Below are 21,242 nucleotides of genomic sequence, written 5' to 3'. Positions count from 1 at the left end.
CGCAATTTAATAAAGAGCTACATTAAAAATTTATAGTTGGAATAAACCATAGTTCTTTCGCCTTTTGTACTGCTTCCATTCTTGATGAAACTTGTAACTTATGAAATATGTCGGTCAATTTATATTCTACCGATCTTTGACTTAAGTTTAATATTTCGGCAAGCTCTCTATTTGTTTTTCCTTTACCAACTTCAACTAGAATCATCTTCTCTTCATCATTTAAAGAAATTATATTTTTCATTTCGCCTTCTACATTTATATTAGATGCATTTTCTACTATCCTTAACTGTCTTACAAGTTGATGAGAAAGAACTACTTCTTTTTTCACTGCATGGCGGATTGCGTTTACCACTTCTTTCTCAGAAGAAGTTTTACTTAATACACCAAGTACTCCGTTATCTATTAATAAATTATAATGTGCAAGCACATCAAATCCTGTAAAAATAAGAATAGCTGCTTCTGGTTGCACACTAAGTATATATTTAGAAAGCTCTAAACCATTTATTTTTGGCATTTGTAAATCTATTAAATATACATCATACTGTTTATTATGCATAACTTCTCTTATTTCTTCACTATCATGGAAAACATCAGCCTCTATATCATCATATCTTTCAATTAATGCTTTAGTCCCTAGGCCAACTGCAACGTGATCATCTACAACAAGAACAGAAATCATTTTTTCATCCCTTCCACATCTAAAGATTGAATCAATTAATCAATTTTCATACTAACTTTAATCTTTAATCCATTATTCACCTTTGAATCTATTGACATTTCTCCACCTAAACTATGAATTCTAGCTACAATCCCGGATAAACCTAAACTACTATAAGAATGATTTAACTCGTCTAAATCTATCCCCATTCCTATCCCATCATCATCATAAGTTAAATTCAAATATCCATTTTGCTCATATAATCGAATTGTAACTTTAGAAGCTTTTGAATGCTTTAGTGCATTATTTAATAACTCCTGAATAATTCTATAAATTGCTTGTTCATATTCTACATTAGGTAGAATAATATTATCTTGAATTTCATAATAGAAGAAAAATGTAGCTTTAAGATTTACTTGTTTAAATAAATCTAATAATGCTTTTTTCAAACCTAATTCATATAGAAATGGAGGACGTAAGTTATTACATGTTTCACGAATGACATAAATATGATCTAAGACATCTTCATATACTTCGTTAATTATTTTTTTCATATCGACATCTGGAATATCTTTATGATATTCCTCTAATTTCCTAGACAAGCGTATTTGGTCTTGTAATACACCATCATGAATATCACTCGCCAAATTTGTCCGCTCTTTTTCAGACAAATTAAATAGTAACTTTGAAAGCCAAATTGGAGGCTGTTTCGGTTCATTTATCGTTTGCAACTGATTCACTAATTCTTCCACTTGATATGAGCATTCTAATAATAAATCAGCATAACTACACAATGTCTCTAACCATCCAATTTCTTGAATGTTCAAACCTCTCCTATTATTAGACTTACATAACAATATAATCATTGTTTTTGCTGAAATGGACAAAACAAACACAAAATGATCTTCTAATTGTATAATGGAACCAACAGTATATGTCTCTAACTGATATCCATTCAATTGCTTTAGCACATCTTCAGAAACATATCCATCCCCAATAATTTGGAGCGAATTATCCCCTTTACTCACTTCAATACAGCATATTTCTTCTCTTCTTAATACATCATTGATTTCTCTCTTTATGCTAACAATTAAGTTTGAAAACTTATATTCATTTTTTGCCTGATGTAAAAATCTATGTAAACTAAACTGATAATTTTTCTGAGAATGATATAATTTTTTCCTTAATTTAAAATCCAAATAATCCTTTATAAAGCAAGAAAGCATTAACGAAACAAACAAGATACCAGCAAATCGAATAACATCTAATATGTTATCGCTAGTATTGTGGAAAATTAAAATCCCTAGTATAACGATGAAACCCGTTAGACATATCGACAGTAAAGCATAATATTGAACTCTATGAATAACAAAATTATAATCAAATATTTTCCCTTCAATAATCATATAAAAAATGCAAATTGGAACCAATAAAAAAAAGATCGCTGTCGTCTCGACACTTATTATTTCTTTGTAATTTATCAAATTAGGAATTAAAAATAAGAATATAAATGGCATGGCTGATATGATTGTGCTCATAATAATAACTCTTATAAACTTAAAATAATAACTTTTTCTACTTTTAAAATAAAATCTAAACAATACATATACTGTTAATAAAAACAAAACAGAACTTAACAATATAATATAACTCGTCGATAAATCATTATATTTTAAATAAATAAAAATGGTTAAACAAACTAAAATAAACGCTATTATATTTATGTAGATTAATTTTGTTTTTGTTATAAACCTTATCTTCAAGTTTTTCGTAAACATGTCCATAAATTTTATAAAAAAGACAACTGAGTACGTTAAAGAAATAGCAACTACAATATACGCTATTGAATCTTTTCGTAACCCCGCCATAATACTAATGTAACTCATTCCTAAACAATGCAGAAAATAGATTAAATCTTTCGTTCCTGCATTCAAGTATGGAGCACGTATTAAAATATATGTAGCCACAAAAAAACACGTTAGATAAAACACACTTGGTAAAAAAAGATGATAAACCAATTGCTTATCGTACGGATTATACTCTACTTTATATTCTTCTATTGTTCCCCCTTTCTTGATTGTAATTTTCTTTACCCTTTCAGTAGCACCATATAATGAAATATTAGAGTTATCATCAGGGAGAATCCCATCTATTTTTTCAATAATATCCTCGACTGCTAGATCTTGTTCTGCTGCCCAGCTATTTTTCACAATATTATTAATCACCAAATGATTTTCTTGATGCTCTATCTCAATCCCTACCCTAGGATATAACATAATTTCGATTGCAAAATAACTAAATAAACTAAGCGATAGTAACGTTACAATCAATTGATATTCATACTTAAATACTCGAATCACTTTTGTACAAAACTCCTTTTTAACTACAGCAATAACTCCATTTTCTACATTTTGTCATCATAAATTAAAGCATACACATTTCATTTAACGGTTATAAGCACAAAAAATATAGTTATCCTCTGATATAGAATAACTTTCACATTATCATTCATTCAATAAATCTCTACTTTGTTAGTTGTAATACTAATATTATTTATCCTAATTTCAGATTCATTTATAAGTAAAATTCCTACTAGCTGAGAATTTTGATAAAAAATCACTTTCCATTATCACATGTACCAACTTTTTTAATGATATTTCATATTTAAAGTGATATAACTCGATACAACGCCTCACAGTTCACCTTCCTCCTTGTCCTAATATGTAATTTTAAAGAAAAACCTTAGTTAATACTAATGAAAGTTTATTCATATTTCATCAAAAATTGATTACGCTTTACCGAACATGAATTATTCGGATATATAATATAAAACGTACAGTTCCCCTTATTCCAAATATAAGCCTTTTTCTACAACAAAAAAGACGCCCCCATAGGAGCGTCTTCCACTATTACGCTTGTTGTTGCGCGCTATATAATTCTTCAAGTGGCTTCATGATAATTTTGTTAACGTCACCGATTACAACGTTTAGGCGTTGCTCAGTTTCCATTAATTTTGTAATTTTAGCATCTTGTTGAATGCGAGCTACAACTTCTTGTGCTTGTTGGTTGTCTTCTTCAGTGATTTCTTGGCCTTGCATCATTTTCTGTTGTAGGCTAAGTTGCATTGTACGGAACTCATCGAATAAGTTCTTTGAAGCTGTGTCAGCTTGAACTGCTGCGTAGCTCTCTTTTAAAGTTTTGAAGTCTTCGTTTTCAGCGATTGCTTTTTGTAATTCATATGCAACATCATGAATGTTCTTTGTCATTTTATTTTTCCTCCTTTAGAAGGCTAGCGCTTTTCACTCGCACTGCCTTTTACGTGCATTTACATACGCACCTCTTCTTACCATATCAAACTATGCAAGAGATGTGAAGAAATTTCACTTTTATTTCTATGTACTCACCTTATTATCTAAGAAACAATAGTAACAATCCTTGTACGAGCCCGATCATTCCGCCTAATAACGCTCCTAAATACGTAATCATTTTCAATTCATTTTTCGTAATAGACAGAACTAAGTCTTCTAATCTTTCTGTTGAGAATGTAGACACTTCTTGCTGGACAATTTCCGCAAGGTGTAGATTATTTAGTATACTCTCTACATTTTCTGTTCCCCACTTTAAGCCTTTCGTTACTGCACTTGGAACCACTTTTTCAATAATTGTTTCTCGAACTGGTTCACATACTTGCTGAACAGATTGATTTAAAAACTTACTCACTGTTTCCTCTACTTTAACTGCTGACAGCACGGAGCTTACAATCATTTCTTTCTCTACAAATGCTTCTAATTCTTTTACATCTCTTCCTTTTAACTTTTCCCACTCTTTTTGTAGTACGTCAGTTAAAAGCTGCTTTGTAGCATCTTGCCCTAAAAACTTAATAACTTCTGGCTGCACACGATCCACAACACTTACATTTCCTAAAAACATTCCGACTAAGTTAAGTAGCGTTCCGCGAGAAGCAAAGAAATCATCAATCATTTTTGAAAGACGTGCTTTCCCTTCTTCACTTTCAAAAAAGCTAATTCCTCGCTCTAAAATAAACGCCGAGACATTCGGAATCGCATTCTCTACTTTTTCATTTACAGAATGAGGTAAAGCCTGTTCCCATGTATATGTATAATACTCTGCTAAAAATGCATGAATTTTTTCTGTAATAACATGTTCGATTTTTCGAGTCGCTTCTTCTTCTACATACGCTACATTCCATTTTTCTAACATATGTCGCAGTGATTGTTCATTCGTAATTACTTTATCCACTTCCACTTGCGCCCAGTGAATTAAACCTTTTTGAAACTCTTCATTTGTTAGCTTTTTTCCAATTCCTTCTGGTGTTAACAAATGTTCTACAACCATTTTTCCTAATTGAACAGCAAGTTCATCACGACGCTTCGGAATTAACCCTGGTGTAAATGGAACTTGAAACTTTCCGATATAAATAGGACGATGAGGACGAAATAACATTTTTATCGCTAAATGATTCGTGTATCCCCCAATAATTGCTCCGAGTCCTGTCGTCGTTAACATATTTAACCATATATTCATTACAATCAACCTTTCACTTCTCCAAAACTATAGCATATCATCATACGGACAAAAGTATAATGGTATAAAAACGTATTTGCAATATATAGCTTCGCCTATTATGCAAATAGTAGTAAAGGAGTGATTTCGTTGGTTCTCGGCCTTTTAACTTCTAAACTTCATTATGAGCAAACGTATTACACCGAAATCGCTAAACGCGCTCGGCTTTATCATAATGTCGTTGCCCAGTTTACGCCATTTTGTATTGATTCTAAAACAGACCTTGTTTCTGGTCTTATTTACGATACAGATACAGGAAAATGGAAAGAGCAAACATTCCCTATTCCTTCTTATATATATGATCGTTATTCTTTTCACGAGGAAACAGACTTTGAAAAAGCAAAATCAATTATTCACTCTTTGCACAACCGTCCTTCCACTACCTTTTTAAATAACACACTTATTAACTTAAGTGAACTACATGATTTATTTCTTACTAATAAAAAACTGTCTCCTTATATACCCAAATTTGAAGTGGCAACGATACAAAACATTTTCAAACTTTTGTTAAAATCTAAAGATATTATTATACGCCCCACTAATATACATTCTAAAGACAACTTATATCGAGTCGCTTACAAAAATAAAACGTTTCATATCGATACAGTAAATGAAAAATACCATACTTCTCTTTCAATCAAGCGGACAGATGAATTTATATCTTGGTGTAAATCTAACATACGTTCATCACGCTACATAGTGCATACCATGCTACAACCACCAAATCAATTAACATACCCACTCCACATTCGAACTATTTTGCAAAAAAACAAAGAACAAACTTGGAATGTTATAGGTCAATTTATACAAAAAAGTTCATTTCCTAATCAACTTTTACCCTCAGCAACAGACGATGATTCATTGCATTCATTTTCAAAAATTAAATACGTACTATCTAGTACAGGTGTGCAACTATTGCAAGACGCTTTACACGACATTATAAATGAAGTATTCCAAACACTAGATCAGTCTTATTCTTCATTATTCGAACTAGAACTTTCCACAATTATGGATCAAAAAGGCGCAATTTGGCTTATGTATGTCAACACGATTCCTCCTTACGAACAATACATTCGTCATAGTGATTCATTAGCTGAAAAGATATTTCACGGACCACTTAAATTCAGTCGCTTTACACCATAATGAAAGGAGGTAAACCTATTTTGAAAGAGCATATATATACATTAAATATTTCAGATGACCATCCAAATAGCATTACTTTACCTTACGTTTTTTCTATTACACCGCCTATTACATCTCTCTCCTTCGGCATACGTCATATTGCAAGTGAAGAGGTGAAAATTCATTATTCCTTTACTCGCGAAATTATTATCGGAAAGCATATTGCCGAAAAACTTTTACTGCCTCAATCAACTACTATTCATGCATTTACACAAAACCAAACAATTATTTTCGGACCATTAATCGGCATTTTTACAACTGGCTTTAATGATGATTCTTCTAACCCTTTAGGAAATCGTTCAATTGTTCTGAGTGAGTTGTTAACACCACCATTCTCATTACGACCGTTCGTATTCGTCTTTGGGGTTCAACATATACACTGGGAAGAAGAAACGATTGAAGGATATTTCTTTCAAGAGAAACAATGGATAAAGAAAAAAGTCCCTTTACCAAATGTCATTTACGATCGCTTACCGAATCGGCAAGCGGAAAATTATAAACCAATCGTCAGGGCAAAAAGAAAATTAGAACAAGACTACTGCATTCCATGGTTTAACCCAGGTTTTTTCAATAAATGGGAAGTTCATCAACTTCTTACGAAAGACGAATCAATTAAACCCTTATTACCAAATACAGAAGCATTTCAGCATTTTGAACAAGTAGAACGGTTTCTTGGCACGTATAAATCAGTGTACATGAAACCAATACACGGGAGCTTTGGTAGAAATATTCATCAAATATTTTATTCTCAAACAGAGAATTGCTACTACTGTCGTTATCGCGAAAATGAAGAAAATAAACTGAGAAAGTATCAATCATTAGAAACGCTTCTAAACCACGTATTAAAAGGACATGATTTAAAAAAGTTTATCGTACAGCAAGGTATTTCGTTACTTCGCTTCGATGGGCAACCTGTTGATTTCCGCATTCATACAAATAAAAACCATTTCGGTAATTGGATAGTTAGTGCAATCGTCGCCAAAATCGCCGGCAAAGGCAGTTTAACAACGCACGTAAATAGTGGCGGTGATACAAAATTATTACAAGAGCTTTTTCCAGATTCAACGAAACAAGTTCAAATTGAAAATAAATTAAAACATACTGCCTTACAAATAAGTTACGCGCTCGATGAACAAGTAACTGGAAATATTGGAGAAATCGGTTTTGATATCGGTTTAGACACAAAGGAAAATCCGTGGCTCTTTGAAGCCAACTCTAAACCTGGGCGAACTGTATTCCAAGATAAAAAATTAAAAGAGCAAAGTGAACTGACGCGCCAGTTATTTTACGAATATGCCGTCTACTTAACTGAACATTCTTTACGTGATACAAAAGAAAAAATGTCTCAAATAAAATCAGGGGCTTCATCAAACACTGAACATATCCCTTCTCCTATGATTCACTCACAAATACAAAAACAAAAACTTCCACCTAGATAATAAGGTGGAAGTTTTCTATTTACACAAGTTTTACTACAACCTCAGTTTCCACGTTACATACTCTGCAATAAAAAATATGATTGCAATATTCATTTGAATTATTATGCGTTAAACCATCTACTGCACTTAATAATTCTTGATCCATATAGGCACTATAATCGTCTATGTAATCTACAGACTTCCCATAATCTTGGAGTATACTTTGGCAATTTTGACAAGAATATGTTTGTGATTCTAATGCGTTACAAAGCGGGCAAATCCCCATCATGATTCCTCCATACGTTATCGTTTATAAGCCCCTCTTTTTTAGAGTGAAGAGAGCAACCTATCCAGACATAGGAGCGCCCACTCCATCCCTACTTAAAAATAGAACTATGAAGTTGCTACCGATTTCATTTTTATTTCAATAAATCATAAATAAGAAGCTAATAATTAGCCTACAAGTAGCAGGCTACAATGAAAAAATTATATTTAATATCACCCTTAGTTTGGCCTGTTTTCTTAAAAATACAACGATTACTCTTATTTCATAATTTACGAAATCAATACGTTTTTTTGACAAAATTTACAAATTATTATTTTGTATATCTTTCTAGGTAACATCCATACTATGAGTACAAACTTAATTACCGATGGATTAGCGCCAACCGGGGCGATAATCTGGTTCAACTCCAGCTAGTCCAACCAAAAAAACTTTTATAACTCTAAGGAGGATATATTCCTATGGCAAACCAAAATTCTTCAAATCAATTAGTAGTACCAGGTGCAACAGCTGCAATCGATCAAATGAAGTACGAAATCGCTCAAGAATTTGGTGTACAATTAGGAGCAGATTCTACGGCTCGCGCTAACGGTTCAGTTGGTGGAGAAATCACAAAACGTCTAGTTGCAATGGCTGAGCAAAGCCTTGGCGGATTCCACAAATAAATATATATGGCAAAAAGGTCTCAAGGCATATGCCTTGAGACCTTCCTTAATTTATTGCAACATTTGTAAAAACTTCTTCGTGCGTTCTTCTTTTGGATTTGTAAATACTTCTTCTGGTGTACCTTGTTCGACAACGACACCACCATCCATGAAAATAACACGGTTCGCAATTTGATGTGCAAAACGCATTTCGTGCGTTACAATAACCATCGTCATGCCCTCTTTAGCAAGTTCTTTCATTACTTTCAGAACTTCTTGAACGAGTTCAGGATCAAGCGCTGACGTCGGCTCATCAAATAGTAACACTTCCGGCTCCATCGCAAGTGCGCGCGCAATTCCAACGCGCTGTTGTTGTCCGCCTGATAATTGGAACGGATATAAATCCACTTTATCTGCTAAACCAACTTTTTCAAGGAAATAGTTTGCTTTTTTCTTCGCTTCTTCTTTCCCCATCTTTTTCACTGTAACGAGCCCTTCCATTACATTTTGAAGTGCTGTTAAATGCGGGAATAAATTATGGTGCTGGAATACCATACCTGTTTGCGTACGAAGATTAACAATATCTTTCTTCGTTACTTTTTGAGAGAAGTTAAGCTCTTTATTACCGATACGAATATTACCAGCGTTTGGCGTTTCTAATACATTGAGACAACGTAAGAATGTCGTTTTACCAGATCCAGACGGCCCAATAATAACAACAACCTCGCCCTTCTCAACTGTTAAATCTATATGCTTTAGTACGGTATTATCTCCGAAACTTTTTTGTAAGTGCTGAATTGAAATCATAAAAACAAAAACTCCTTTTGTAAAAGGATTATTTTAATGTATAGCGTTCTGAACGCTTTTCTAACATCTGTTGTACGATTGATAATAAGAAACAAATAACCCAGTAAATAAGACCTGCTTCAAAATAAACAATTAAAAACTCGTAGTTCATCGCCGCAATTTCCTGCGCTTTTCGGAACATTTCTGTTACTAAAATTAACGATGCTAATGAAGTATCCTTCACTAAGCTAATAAATGTATTTGAAAGCGGCGGGATTGATACGCGCGTTGCTTGTGGTAAAATAACACGTTTTAATGCTTGTGGATATGTCATCCCAATTGTATAAGCTGCTTCCCACTGCCCTTTCGGAATGGAAAGGATAGAAGCACGAATAATTTCAGATGCATATGCACCGACATTTAATGAAAATCCAACAACTGCTGCTGTATATGGCTCAACTTCAATATTAAGAGTTGGAAGACCATAGAAAATAATAAATAACTGTACAAGAAGTGGTGTTCCGCGAATGATAGATACATAGATACGAGCAATCCATTGTAAAATACGACTACCTGAAATACGTGCGAGCGCTGTTAACGTCGCAAGTATAAGACCGATAATAAATGTAATAAGCGTTAATGGAATTGTTGTAAAAACAGCTTCCTTCAGCATAGGCATGAAGGAAGTCTGCATAATATCTATCCAAGTAGACAATCGATCTGAAACTAATGCACTACTTAGATACATTTTCACCGAACCATTTTTTCGTTATTTTGTCATACGTACCGTCTTTTTTCATATCTTCTAACGCTTTATCTACTTCTTGTACAAGCTTATCGCTACCTTTACGGAATAAGAATCCACTTTGTGAAGCTTCTTTTTCTGTATCTACAATTTTAATTTTTGCATCTTTTTTCGTTTCTAAATAATTTAATACTGATAACTTATCATTAATTGTAAAATCAACGCGTCCTGAAGCTAATAATTCTGCCGCTTGGCTAAATCCTTCTACACCTTCGATTTCTGCACCGTTTTTCTTAGCAATATCTGCATAGTTACTCGTTAAAGATTGTGCTCCTTTTAACCCTTTTACATCAGCAAATGTAGCAGGCTTATCTTTATCTTTTGCGATAACTAATGCCGCTGAAGATGAAATGTATGGTTTAGAGAAATCGTATTTCTTTTGACGATCTTCACGAATACCAACTTCGTTTGCAACCATATCGAAACGTTTTGCATCTAGGCCAGCAAGTAAGCTATCCCATTGTGTTTCTTTAAATACAGGTTTTACACCTAAACGTTTTGCAACTTCTTCTGCTAATTCAACATCGAATCCAGTTAATTTATTGCTTGAATCGTGGAACGTAAATGGTGGATATGTACCTTCTGTACCAATTACAAGTTCACCGCTTTGTTTAATCTTTTGTAACGCGTCTTGACTAGCTGTATCTTTTTTCTCTTCTTTACCGCAGCCGGCTACAATCCCGATCGCTAATGTAGTTACTGCAAGCACTGAAAATAATTTCTTCATGATAGTAATCCTCCAAGTATTCTGATAGGAATTTAAAAACTATATTGATTGTATGCAATCTTGAACAATTTTTCAATGAAAATGTTCTTATTTAGTTTATCCTTTTTCTTCATAATCAAACAAAAGGGAAAAATAACGCTACATACAAAAAATAAGTAACATTTTTTAATATAGCATTTATGGAGAAAAAGGTAAAACAATACTTCTTATTTAACTGTCGTAATTCGCTAAAGAGTCGACATGTTCATCAATAAAAAAGAACTTGTGAAAATCACAAGTTCTCCTCCATGCATATTAAGCACTCTGATTGCCTTCCATTTGCGTTTTATACATATCGTAATAACGCCCCCGCTTTTTCATGAGTTCATCATGAGAGCCTTTTTCTAAAATGGTTCCTCTATCGAGCACAATAATTTGATCTGCGCTTTTAATCGTTGAAAGGCGGTGAGCGATAATAAATGTCGTTCTTCCTTTTTTTACAACTTCTAGTGCTTGTTGAATCATCGCCTCTGTTTCTGTATCAATACTAGACGTTGCTTCATCTAAAATTAAGATAGCTGGATCAAAAGCAAGTGCCCTAGCAAATGAAATAAGCTGACGTTCTCCAGTGGAAAGCGTACTTCCCTTTTCTGTAATTTCTTCATTTATATTATTCGCAAATCTTTCAGCACCAACATCATGCAATGCTTTTATGATACGCTCTTTTGAAATTTTTTCATTTTCTAAGCTTACATTGGAAGCGACCGTCCCGCTAAAAAGAAACGGGTCTTGCAGTACGATTCCCATATGTTCACGGGTTGCTTGTTTCGGCATCTCTTTTACATCGTGACCATCAATCGTAAGCTTTCCTTTTTCAAACTCATAAAATTGAAAGAGTACATTCATGATAGAACTTTTTCCTGATCCAGTATGACCGACAAGTGCCACTGTCTCGCCTTGTTTCGCTTCAAAAGAAATATTTTTTAACACTTCATCTTTTCCATTATAAGAAAATGATACATTATCAAATTTTACATTTCCTTTTAAACGAGGCATACGTTCTTCTTCTACCGGTTCCCCTTTTTCCTCTAACAATTCAAAGACACGTTCTGATGCAACGCGCGCTTGCTCTAAGTTTGCAAGCTGGTTCACCATATTCGTAATTGGCGAGAATAATCGTGTTAAATAATCGACGAACGCATACAGTACCCCAAGTGAAATAATACCTGTAGCACTTAATGACGCACCGCCGAAATACCAAATTACTCCTGTGAAAGCGATATTTCTTAATACGGCTACTAAGTTATGCGAAGTTGCTGCATTTAAATTTAAAATTTTATTTTGATACTTAAAATAATCGCCATTTAATTCTTCAAATTCTTTTTTCGTTTCACGCTCTTGACGAAACGCTTGAATAATTGGCATCCCTTGAATGGATTCATTCACTGTTCCGTTAATATCAGATAAGCGAGAGCGCATTTTATGATTGTATACAGACGCATATTTTCTATAAAGAATCGCCCAAACAATTAAAATTGGGATAATTAATAAACATAATGAAGCGAGCTTCACATCTAATAAAAATAACGCAGCGAATATCCCAATAATATAGATGATACTAGAAACGAATGTTGCCAGCACCGTTACATATAAATCACGAATGGCCTCTGTATCATTCGTCACACGCGAAACAATTTTCCCCGCCGGTAAATGATCAAAGTACCGAATTGGCAACGTTTGAATATGAGAAAAAACATCTTCCCTCATAATTTGAATAATTTTGTTCGCTGCCTTCTGCAAGAAGAACTGCTTTCCGTATGCAAATAATGACACGACTACTAATAAAGCGAAATAGCCACCACCAAGTAATAATAGACGGTTTATTTCTGGTTTATAAAATGCAAACACTTCTTCTTTCGTTAATGCTTTCGCTTTATACACTTGCACCGCCTTACCATTTTGAACGGTAATCATATCCCCTTTTACAGTCCGTGACCCTTCCGCATTTACTTTATTCGGTACAAAATAATATTGAAAACCGACTTGCATTACGCGTACTTCTTTTCCTTTTTTCTCGCCTTGTTCAAAGCGATCACTTCGCTTATAAAAAGCCCCATTATACGAAACAGCATCTTCACTCTGTTCTGTTTCATACCAAGGTTTCTCTATCCCGACGATATGATCGTCAATCATCGTTTTAGCGACGAAAGGACCAGCAAGCTCTGCGATGACGAAAATAAATAACATTAACATCGCAGCAAAAATCGTCCCCTTCACTTTCATCGCGTATTGAAACAACCGTTTTGAAACGCTCATATTTTCACCCCACTATCCGCACTTTCACTTTCACCTTGTTGTCTTTCAAACTGCTCAGCATACCAGCCTCCCTTTTGGATAAGCTGATCATGCGTACCTTCTTCTATAACTGCGCCTTCATCCATAACGAGAATCCAATCCGCATGTTGCACTGCAGATAAACGATGCGTCGTAATAATCGTCGTCTTTCCGCTTCTTTCCGTTCTTATATTTTCAATGATCGCTGCTTCCGTACGAGCATCTACAGCTGATAAAGAATCATCCAAAATTAAAATTTCTGGATTTTGAATAACAGCTCGTGCAATCGAGATCCTTTGTTTTTGCCCTCCTGATAAAGAAACACCTTTCTCTCCAACGAGCGTTTCTAACCCTTCTGGTAAAAACTCTAAATCCTTTTTAAACGCAGCAATTTCAATTGCTTTCTCTAGTTCTTCTTCAGTCGCTTCCCTATTTCCGAATAAAATATTTTCTCGCGCTGTTTTTGAGAACAAAATATGCTCCTGCGGTACATAACCAATCCAGCCGAGTACATTTTCATTCGTCATTTTATCTAAAGTCACATCAGAAACTGCAATATCTCCATCTCCAAGCGGATATTGGCGAAGAAGCTGACGTACAAGCGTCGTTTTCCCGCTTCCTGTTTTTCCGACAACCCCTAGCGTTTCTCCTTGCTTTAATGTGAAAGAAACCTTTTTTAAATTTTCTTCAGTTGATGAAGGATATGAGAAAGACACATCATCAAACTGAATATAATCCGGCTCTTGCACAAGCTTTGGATGTTTCGGATTCTTTACATCTGGCTCATACGCTAACGTTTCATTCACACGGTCAAGCGAAGCATTTCCTCTTTGCATAACATTAATTAATTCCCCAATTGCAAACATCGGCCAAATCATCATCCCTAAATACACGTTAAAAGAAACAAGTTCACCAAGCGTCACCTTTGACTGGAACACAAGGTATGCACCGTACACTAAGCCGATTAAATAACTAAGACCGACAAGCATTTTCACAGTTGGTTGGAATAATGCATCAATCTTTGCTACCTTCATATTTTTTTCGTAGACGTCATCTCCTAAATGATGAAATCTTTCCTCGTCTGCATTCTCTTGTACGTATGCACGAATAACGCGCACACCAGCGATTGATTCAAGCACTTTATCGTTCATATCACCAAACGCATCTTGTGCAACTGTAAATCTTTCATGCAATTTCTTTCCATATATATTCATCGCATACGCCATAATTGGAAGCGGAATAAGCGCTGCAAATGTAAGCTCCCAACTAATTGTAAACCCCATCATAAAGACAATCGTAAGCATATATAAACTAGAATCCACAAGCGTTAATATACCAAAACCAGCTGTCATAGCGATTGCTTTCAAATCATTTGTCGCTCTCGCCATTAAATCACCAGTACGATTTTTTTGATAAAAAGTCGGCGTCATCTTAAGTAAATGCCCCATAAATTTAGAGCGCATCGTTTTCTCAAGTACGAATGCACCGCCAAACAATTGATGTTGCCATACGAAAGTAAGGCCATATCCAACGATCGTAACCCCTATTAAAATAAGAATAGACTGTATAATAGCTTCGTTCGATAACGTTCCTGTTTTTATGTTATCTATCGTAACCCCTAACACTTTCGGGGGAATCACTTCAACTATATTCACAATTAAAAGAGCTCCAATGGCAATACTATATCTCTTCCAGTGCTCCCTAAAAAACCATTTTAGCTTTAGTAATACTGATAACAATGTAACCTCTCCCTTCTCTTTCTCGTTTACCTCTCATTTCTTTATCCACTATCCAGACCTATCACATTTACATTTCGTAACCCATACAATCTCATCACATTTTTCCACCTTCCAAAGTTTTTTATCGGAACTAAACAAGGGAAAATAAACAAAAAAAAGCATACCGCCGCTTGACGATATGCACAGGAATGCATAAAAAGCGTACGTTACGATATACGCAACGTACGCTTCTTATAAGACAAAGATGCCCTATATATCCGTACGGGTTGCGTAATGATATGAATGTTTTCTGCCATTTAACAGAGCTAAGCCCATTACATTTACGATTACAATCATTACGCACACCCCTTTCATTTATTTTCCATTTATAATCTTACAACTTTATTGAGTATTCTGTCAATTATTTTTTCACACTTTAAATAAAAATATATGATACACCATTTTGAAATAAGGGAATGTTCTGTAAGAAAGGGCATACAAAATAAAAAAAGAATAAGAAATCGTTTTCACAAACATTTCATTTGAAAAATGTTATCAAACCCCCTACAATCACCTTATACTCACTCTTACAAGTTGCTATTTTAGGAGGACTAATCATGACAACTAGCAATACGTACAAATTTTATTTAAACGGAGAATGGAGAGAAAGCTCTTCAGGAGAAACAATCGAAATTCCATCTCCATACTTACACGAAGTAATTGGACAAGTACAAGCAATTACTCGCGGAGAAGTAGATGAAGCAATTGCATCTGCAAAAGAAGCTCAAAAATCATGGGCTGAAGCTTCCCTACAAGATCGCGCAAAATACTTATATAAATGGGCTGATGAGCTCGTAAATATGCAGGATGAAATTGCCGATATCATTATGAAAGAAGTCGGTAAAGGATATAAAGATGCGAAGAAAGAAGTTGTTCGTACAGCTGACTTCATTCGTTACACGATCGAAGAAGCTTTACATATGCACGGAGAAAGCATGATGGGCGATAGCTTCCCGGGCGGTACAAAATCTAAGCTTGCGATTATCCAACGCGCACCACTTGGTGTTGTATTAGCAATCGCACCATTTAACTACCCAGTAAACTTATCTGCTGCAAAACTTGCACCAGCATTAATTATGGGTAACGCTGTTATTTTCAAACCAGCAACTCAAGGTGCAATTAGTGGTATTAAAATGGTTGAAGCACTTCATAAAGCTGGCCTTCCAAAAGGTCTTGTAAACGTAGCTACAGGACGCGGTTCTGTAATTGGTGACTACTTAGTAGAACACGAAGGCATCAATATGGTATCGTTCACAGGTGGTACAAACACAGGTAAACATTTAGCGAAAAAAGCTTCAATGATTCCACTTGTATTAGAACTTGGTGGTAAAGATCCTGGTATCGTTCGTGAAGATGCTGACTTACAAGATGCTGCAAACCATATCGTAAGCGGTGCATTCTCTTACTCTGGTCAACGTTGTACAGCTATTAAACGTGTACTTGTACACGAAAACGTAGCGGACGAGCTTGTTAGCTTATTAAAAGCGCAAGTAGCTGAACTATCAGTTGGATCTCCAGAACAAGATAGCACAATCGTTCCATTAATCGACGACAAGTCTGCTGACTTCGTTCAAGGTTTAGTTGACGACGCTGTAGAAAAAGGTGCTACAATCGTTATCGGTAACAAACGTGAGCGTAACTTAATTTACCCAACATTAATCGATCACGTAACAGAAGAGATGAAAGTTGCTTGGGAAGAGCCATTCGGCCCAATCCTTCCAATCATCCGTGTTTCTTCAGATGAACAAGCAATTGAAATTGCTAACAAATCAGAGTTCGGTCTGCAAGCAAGTGTCTTCACTAAAGACATTAACAAAGCATTTGCAATTGCTAACAAAATCGAAACTGGTTCTGTTCAAATTAACGGACGCACAGAGCGCGGCCCTGACCACTTCCCATTCATCGGTGTAAAAGGTTCAGGTATGGGCGCACAAGGTATTCGTAAGAGCCTTGAGTCTATGACACGTGAAAAAGTAACTGTATTAAACTTAGTTTAATCTTATAAAAAGAAGCTGATCTATAAATAGATCAGCTTCTTTTCTATATAAATACTTCCAAAAACGAAGTATTTCATTCTACTTCCGATTTGGTTTTCCAAATCGAACTAAAACATGCCATAATAATTTTAATTCCTGAAGCACTTCTTCATAAGTTCCACGATCACTCCAAGATAATGGATTGCGTTTCAAATCCACTACAGCAGAGCCAATTATATTTGCATCGATACAATGATTCCGTGCAATGCGTCTTGCTAAAGATGGCATTTTTGAACCTCTAAAATCCATCGGAACTTCGTCTACCGCAAGTACAAAACCGATGTGCCAATACAAATCAATAGCATACTTCAGGCAAATTTCTTCTAAAACTTTTCCTACATCCGTACCCTTAAATGAAGGATCTGCGACAAGCGCTTCCACGTCTTCTTTTAGAGAAATCTCTCCATGAATCTGCGCTTCAATATAATGATTAAGGTTACGGGCTGGCTCTTTGCTTACTACATCTATAAACGGCCTTTTCAGGTTAGCCAGTAAATGATTAATTAATATTGTTGGAGTCAAATTTCCTTCACCAATTGCAAAATCTCTTACGAATGTCTCTTCCAAAAGAGCAGCTACAATCATATCAAACTCCTCATAAGTCCCCTTTTCTTTCGGATCTTGATGTGAATCTAAATATGTATATGTAGAACGCGAAGAAACTTTTGGAGATAAGAGAAAATAACAGGAACCAAAACGCGGAGCCGGCCCATCTGGATGTAACATTAAATTTAGCGCTCCGTATTTTGGACGTTGATCATTCGTTACGCCTTCTAATTGATATGCCCCTCCAAATATTCTCTTTTCCCAAAGGTCACGTTCACCACCAGGATAAGCAGATACGCTTCCATTAGATAGCAATGTTTCAAACTGACTTTTATATACTCCTTGCTCAAATAGTGCTTCAGCAACACTTTTCTTACTCGAATCTAGTCTGTCTGGATGAAAGTGTAAAGCAATCCTTGCGTGAGATTTTAAATTAGCGACAGCCTCTTCAAATATTTCATCTGTAATATTAGACATTTTAAGTATATGATTAATCGTTGCTTTAGCCTCACGTTTTTCGTTCTCTGCATATTTTGAAATATACTCCAAAGCAAATAATTGAGATCTTGATAATTCCATAATCAAACCTCTCCTTTAATTAAAATGACCTTAATGATTTCAATTAAAAGCTTATTCTTTCCTTCTTATGAAACGAACCTAATTTATTTAAAAACGTAATTTACTAAATCTTAATTATGCATACACGCATTTTTCATAGGCAAATGTACACATTCTACAGAAATTTGATACCCTAGCCATCGCTCAGCAATATGTTCAAATGATAAAACAGATCCCGTTGTAAAAAAACGATGCTTCGGATTCAGATTGTCAGACAAAATTCCTTTGTGCTGTAAAATGGTACTTAACTCTATCGCCGTTTCTTCTGCAGAACTAATAATCGTTACATCTTCTCCTAGTTCCTTTTTTATATAGGACTCTAAAAGTGGATAATGCGTACATCCAAGAATTAACGTATCTATATCTTCTTTCGTTAATGGAAGTAAAGCTTGTTTCACTTGCTGCGTGACATATGCTGTATCTTCTAATTGATTTTCTACAACTGTGGCTAAAGTCGGGCAAGCATAGCTATGCACTTCCAAATATGTATCCAGCTCGTGTAATGCTTTTTCATACATATTAGATTTTATCGTACCTACAGTTCCAATTACCCCGATTTCCCCTTTCTTTGTTACTTTAATTGCCGCTCTTGCTCCTGGATGTATAACGCCAATAACTGGAATGGAAAGTGCTTCTTGCAGCTCAGTCAATGCAGCAGCTGCAGCAGTATTACATGCTACGACTAGCGCTTTTAATGGAAACTGTTTGAGGAACTCAACCATTTCAAATACGAAAGATTGCACCTCCTCTACACTTCTTGGCCCATACGGGCAACGCTTATTATCACCAATATAATAAATGCTTTCTTTAGGCAATTGTCTTATAATTTCGCTCGCAACTGTTAATCCCCCAACTCCCGAATCTAGCACACCTATTACTGAATGTTTATGACATACAGACATTTACTTCATCCCCTTTTCAATCATCTAGCGCTAATAACATGTATTATATTACGAAAATTCAAATATCACATAACAATCCCTCTTACTTTTAATCACAAACTCTTCTCTATAATCTGATTATTACTATATCCATTGACGTATAAAAATACATTTGTTACTCTTAAAGACGTTAATTTAATATTTAAATCCTCATTCGTATCTCGGTGAGGTAGAGGTTGCAATCATTAAGAGTATCATTTCAGGAGATGTAGTGGCATTGATGAAGGAATGAGAAAGGAATGGTTGCCGAAGTAAGTCGTGTCCACCATGCACGCTTGCTGGGTCTGCATTTAATAAGTGCAGAACTGTCACAAACGTTTCGTTTGTGGAGAGCTATCGAGAGGTATGTCGTGGGTTTCTTATAAGATAGAAAGCATGTAGCGGCAAATTACGTGCTTTTTTTGTTTTGTTTGGGACTTCTCTTCCTGACTCAGGAAGACATACATATCTCCTCGCTTGACTTGGTTATACTAACTTTGGAGGTATTTTCTATGCAACAAAAAAAATGGGGCTTTTGGGTACTAACAGCTTTCGTTGTCGGTAACATGGTTGGCGCTGGTATTTTCATGGTGCCAAGTACGTTGGCACAAACAGCAAGCCCACTCGGTGTCACTTTAGCTTGGTTAACTACAGGGTTCGGTGTTTTAATGCTAGCTCTTGTTTTCGGTAATTTAGCAATTCGTCGTCCTGATTTAACGACAGGGCCACAAAGTCATGCATATGCTTTATTCTCAACACCAAAAAAGAAAAAAATGGCTGGCTTCAGTATGGTATGGGGATATTGGGTTGCAAACTGGGCAAGTAACGTTGCCATCATTACATCATTTGCGGGATATTTATCACTCTTCTTCCCAATTATGAAAGATACGCGACTACTATTTTCAATCGGCTCGTTTAACGTAGAAGTCGGAAAACTAATTACATTTACGATTTGTTCCATCTTACTTTGGGGAACTCATATTATATTAACAAACGGTGTAAGCGGAGCTGGAAAACTAAACTTCTTAGCAACAACAACGAAAGTAACTGGATTCCTTTTATTCATCGTCGTTACGTTATTTGCATTCGAAGCTTCTAAATTTGGACAATGGTATACACCGATGATTGATAAATCAGGGGCATCACACGGTCTTCTTTCACAAGTGAATTTAGCTGCTCTTACAACACTTTGGGCGTTTATCGGAATTGAATCAGCTGTTCTTTTATCAAACCGTGCTGTTTCTCCAAAAACGGTAAAACGCGCAACAGTTGCGGGATTACTTATTACAGTTGCCATCTACTTAGGAATCACAATTTTAACAATGGGTGTACTTCACGTTGATAAATTACAAGCTTCTGAACGTCCATTAGCAGATGCACTAAACGCTGCAATGGGTCACGGCGGCGGGAAACTGATGGCATTACTTGCTCTTACTTCCCTGTTCGGTTCTATCTTAGGCTGGATTTTATTAAGCTCAGAAGTACCTTATCAAGCAGCAAAAGAAGGTTTCTTCCCTTCCTTCTTCACAAAAACAAATAAAAAAGGAAGTCCAATTTACTCATTACGATTAACAAACATTATGTCGCAAGTATTCCTATTCTCAACATTATCAGGAACCATTGCGGAAGCTTATACATTCGTTATTACCGTATCGACACTGGCCTACCTCATTCCATATCTCGTTTCACCAATCTTCCAGTTAAAACTAGTCGCAACTGGTGAAACATATAAAAATGAAATGCGGGCAAGAATTACAGATGGCATAGTCGCAGTTATCGCACTTTGCTACGCACTATGGGTTATTAAAACGGGCGCATCCGATATAAAAACGTTCCTTCTCGGAATTGGTTTATTCGTAATCGGATTTGCTTTCTATCCATTAATGAATCGTGATCAGAAAAAAAATAACGAAAAGAAAAACGGGCAAGTTGCATAACGCAATT

At 35.4% G+C, this 21,242-nt stretch carries 17 protein-coding genes and 1 riboswitch; of the genes, 5 read left to right on the top strand and 12 right to left on the bottom strand.

The features are described from left to right. Nucleotides 1–22: 22 nt before the first annotated feature. The 4 genes from ACX9TM_RS04585 to ACX9TM_RS04570 all read right to left on the bottom strand — a co-directional run bounded on the left by ACX9TM_RS04585 (nt 23) and on the right by ACX9TM_RS04570 (nt 5,203). On the bottom strand, nt 23–679 hold the full coding sequence (locus tag ACX9TM_RS04585) for a response regulator transcription factor (protein WP_000626498.1): 657 nt from the start codon (nt 677–679) through the stop codon (nt 23–25). A 35-nt stretch (nt 680–714) separates the two neighbouring features. Beyond that, nucleotides 715–3,018 carry an ATP-binding protein gene (locus ACX9TM_RS04580; RefSeq protein WP_065381888.1) on the bottom strand — a complete coding sequence of 768 codons (2,304 nt, stop codon included), beginning with the start codon at nt 3,016–3,018 and terminating at the stop codon, nt 715–717. A 549-nt stretch (nt 3,019–3,567) separates the two neighbouring features. Then, nucleotides 3,568–3,924, bottom strand: coding sequence for a YlbF/YmcA family competence regulator (locus ACX9TM_RS04575; protein ID WP_000164614.1), 357 nt, complete (start codon nt 3,922–3,924; stop codon nt 3,568–3,570). A 142-nt stretch (nt 3,925–4,066) separates the two neighbouring features. Further along, entirely contained in the window at nt 4,067–5,203 is a 1,137-nt protein-coding gene (locus tag ACX9TM_RS04570) for a DUF445 domain-containing protein (RefSeq protein WP_065381890.1), read from the bottom strand. Between the two features lie 129 nt (nt 5,204–5,332). Here ACX9TM_RS04570 and ACX9TM_RS04565 point away from each other — a divergent pair, with 129 nt between their 5' ends. Together ACX9TM_RS04565 and ACX9TM_RS04560 are read left to right on the top strand one after the other, a co-directional pair. Beyond that, a complete protein-coding gene (locus ACX9TM_RS04565) occupies nt 5,333–6,385 on the top strand; it encodes a YheC/YheD family endospore coat-associated protein (RefSeq protein WP_000242825.1) in 1,053 nt (350 codons plus the stop codon). A 20-nt stretch (nt 6,386–6,405) separates the two neighbouring features. Next, a complete protein-coding gene (locus ACX9TM_RS04560; RefSeq protein WP_065381887.1) occupies nt 6,406–7,863 on the top strand; it encodes a YheC/YheD family endospore coat-associated protein in 1,458 nt (485 codons plus the stop codon). Between the two features lie 19 nt (nt 7,864–7,882). Here the strand turns inward: ACX9TM_RS04560 and ACX9TM_RS04555 are convergent, their stop codons facing one another. After that, nucleotides 7,883–8,128: a hypothetical protein gene (locus tag ACX9TM_RS04555; RefSeq protein ID WP_000510476.1), complete on the bottom strand. Its 246-nt coding sequence runs from the start codon at nt 8,126–8,128 to the stop codon at nt 7,883–7,885. A 458-nt stretch (nt 8,129–8,586) separates the two neighbouring features. On the opposite strand from ACX9TM_RS04555, the gene sasP reads away from it, so the two are divergent. Further along, nucleotides 8,587–8,790, top strand: coding sequence for a small acid-soluble spore protein, SasP family (sasP, locus tag ACX9TM_RS04550; RefSeq protein WP_000013338.1), 204 nt, complete (start codon nt 8,587–8,589; stop codon nt 8,788–8,790). A 51-nt stretch (nt 8,791–8,841) separates the two neighbouring features. Here sasP and ACX9TM_RS04545 read toward each other — a convergent pair whose 3' ends face one another. From ACX9TM_RS04545 to ACX9TM_RS04525, 5 genes are all read right to left on the bottom strand, one after another. Then, nucleotides 8,842–9,576, bottom strand: coding sequence for an amino acid ABC transporter ATP-binding protein (locus tag ACX9TM_RS04545; RefSeq protein WP_000623610.1), 735 nt, complete (start codon nt 9,574–9,576; stop codon nt 8,842–8,844). A 28-nt stretch (nt 9,577–9,604) separates the two neighbouring features. Beyond that, nucleotides 9,605–10,303 (bottom strand): amino acid ABC transporter permease, encoded by a 699-nt coding sequence (locus ACX9TM_RS04540; RefSeq protein ID WP_000281501.1) that lies wholly within the window; start codon nt 10,301–10,303, stop codon nt 9,605–9,607. Then, nucleotides 10,290–11,087 carry an amino acid ABC transporter substrate-binding protein gene (locus ACX9TM_RS04535; protein WP_000732840.1) on the bottom strand — a complete coding sequence of 266 codons (798 nt, stop codon included), beginning with the start codon at nt 11,085–11,087 and terminating at the stop codon, nt 10,290–10,292. Before ACX9TM_RS04535 ends, ACX9TM_RS04540 begins: the two co-directional genes overlap by 14 nt. A gap of 294 nt (nt 11,088–11,381) precedes the next feature. Continuing rightward, a complete protein-coding gene (locus ACX9TM_RS04530) occupies nt 11,382–13,382 on the bottom strand; it encodes an ABC transporter ATP-binding protein (protein ID WP_000116641.1) in 2,001 nt (666 codons plus the stop codon). Next, complete coding sequence (locus tag ACX9TM_RS04525) at nt 13,379–15,139, bottom strand: ABC transporter ATP-binding protein (protein WP_000953783.1); 1,761 nt, start codon at nt 15,137–15,139, stop codon at nt 13,379–13,381. Before ACX9TM_RS04525 ends, ACX9TM_RS04530 begins: the two co-directional genes overlap by 4 nt. A gap of 596 nt (nt 15,140–15,735) precedes the next feature. On the opposite strand from ACX9TM_RS04525, the gene gapN reads away from it, so the two are divergent. Next, nucleotides 15,736–17,175: an NADP-dependent glyceraldehyde-3-phosphate dehydrogenase gene (gene gapN / locus ACX9TM_RS04520; protein ID WP_000213634.1), complete on the top strand. Its 1,440-nt coding sequence runs from the start codon at nt 15,736–15,738 to the stop codon at nt 17,173–17,175. Nucleotides 17,176–17,253: 78 nt separating this feature from the next. On the opposite strand, the gene ACX9TM_RS04515 is transcribed toward gapN, so the two are convergent. Both ACX9TM_RS04515 and racE read right to left on the bottom strand, forming a co-directional pair. Beyond that, complete coding sequence (locus ACX9TM_RS04515; RefSeq protein WP_000423684.1) at nt 17,254–18,339, bottom strand: DUF3626 domain-containing protein; 1,086 nt, start codon at nt 18,337–18,339, stop codon at nt 17,254–17,256. A gap of 110 nt (nt 18,340–18,449) precedes the next feature. Beyond that, the gene (gene racE, locus ACX9TM_RS04510) at nt 18,450–19,280 is read right to left on the bottom strand and encodes a glutamate racemase (RefSeq protein ID WP_000109674.1); all 831 of its coding nucleotides are present in this window, start codon (nt 19,278–19,280) and stop codon (nt 18,450–18,452) included. A 201-nt stretch (nt 19,281–19,481) separates the two neighbouring features. Further along, nucleotides 19,482–19,663, top strand: a riboswitch (Lysine riboswitch). Nucleotides 19,664–19,810: 147 nt separating this feature from the next. Here racE and ACX9TM_RS04505 point away from each other — a divergent pair. Then, a complete protein-coding gene (locus ACX9TM_RS04505) occupies nt 19,811–21,235 on the top strand; it encodes an amino acid permease (protein ID WP_001186301.1) in 1,425 nt (474 codons plus the stop codon). Nucleotides 21,236–21,242 lie beyond the last annotated feature (7 nt).

The sequence above is a fragment of the Bacillus sp. LH1 genome (genome assembly GCF_057924895.1).
This window is presented reverse-complemented; position numbering and strand designations above follow the sequence as displayed.

Excerpts from the sequence above, each read along its gene's own strand:
- racE (WP_000109674.1), bottom strand. The coding sequence starts at position 19,280 with ATGTCTGTATGTCATAAACATTCAGTAATAGGTGTGCTAGATTCGGGA.
- ACX9TM_RS04545 (WP_000623610.1), bottom strand. The coding sequence starts at position 9,576 with ATGATTTCAATTCAGCACTTACAAAAAAGTTTCGGAGATAATACCGTA.
- gapN (WP_000213634.1), top strand. The coding sequence starts at position 15,736 with ATGACAACTAGCAATACGTACAAATTTTATTTAAACGGAGAATGGAGA.
- ACX9TM_RS04585 (WP_000626498.1), bottom strand. The coding sequence starts at position 679 with ATGATTTCTGTTCTTGTTGTAGATGATCACGTTGCAGTTGGCCTAGGG.
- ACX9TM_RS04515 (WP_000423684.1), bottom strand. The coding sequence starts at position 18,339 with ATGGAATTATCAAGATCTCAATTATTTGCTTTGGAGTATATTTCAAAA.
- ACX9TM_RS04555 (WP_000510476.1), bottom strand. The coding sequence starts at position 8,128 with ATGGGGATTTGCCCGCTTTGTAACGCATTAGAATCACAAACATATTCT.
- ACX9TM_RS04530 (WP_000116641.1), bottom strand. The coding sequence starts at position 13,382 with ATGAGCGTTTCAAAACGGTTGTTTCAATACGCGATGAAAGTGAAGGGG.
- ACX9TM_RS04505 (WP_001186301.1), top strand. The coding sequence starts at position 19,811 with ATGCAACAAAAAAAATGGGGCTTTTGGGTACTAACAGCTTTCGTTGTC.
- ACX9TM_RS04570 (WP_065381890.1), bottom strand. The coding sequence starts at position 5,203 with ATGAATATATGGTTAAATATGTTAACGACGACAGGACTCGGAGCAATT.
- ACX9TM_RS04535 (WP_000732840.1), bottom strand. The coding sequence starts at position 11,087 with ATGAAGAAATTATTTTCAGTGCTTGCAGTAACTACATTAGCGATCGGG.
- ACX9TM_RS04575 (WP_000164614.1), bottom strand. The coding sequence starts at position 3,924 with ATGACAAAGAACATTCATGATGTTGCATATGAATTACAAAAAGCAATC.
- ACX9TM_RS04540 (WP_000281501.1), bottom strand. The coding sequence starts at position 10,303 with ATGTATCTAAGTAGTGCATTAGTTTCAGATCGATTGTCTACTTGGATA.
- sasP (WP_000013338.1), top strand. The coding sequence starts at position 8,587 with ATGGCAAACCAAAATTCTTCAAATCAATTAGTAGTACCAGGTGCAACA.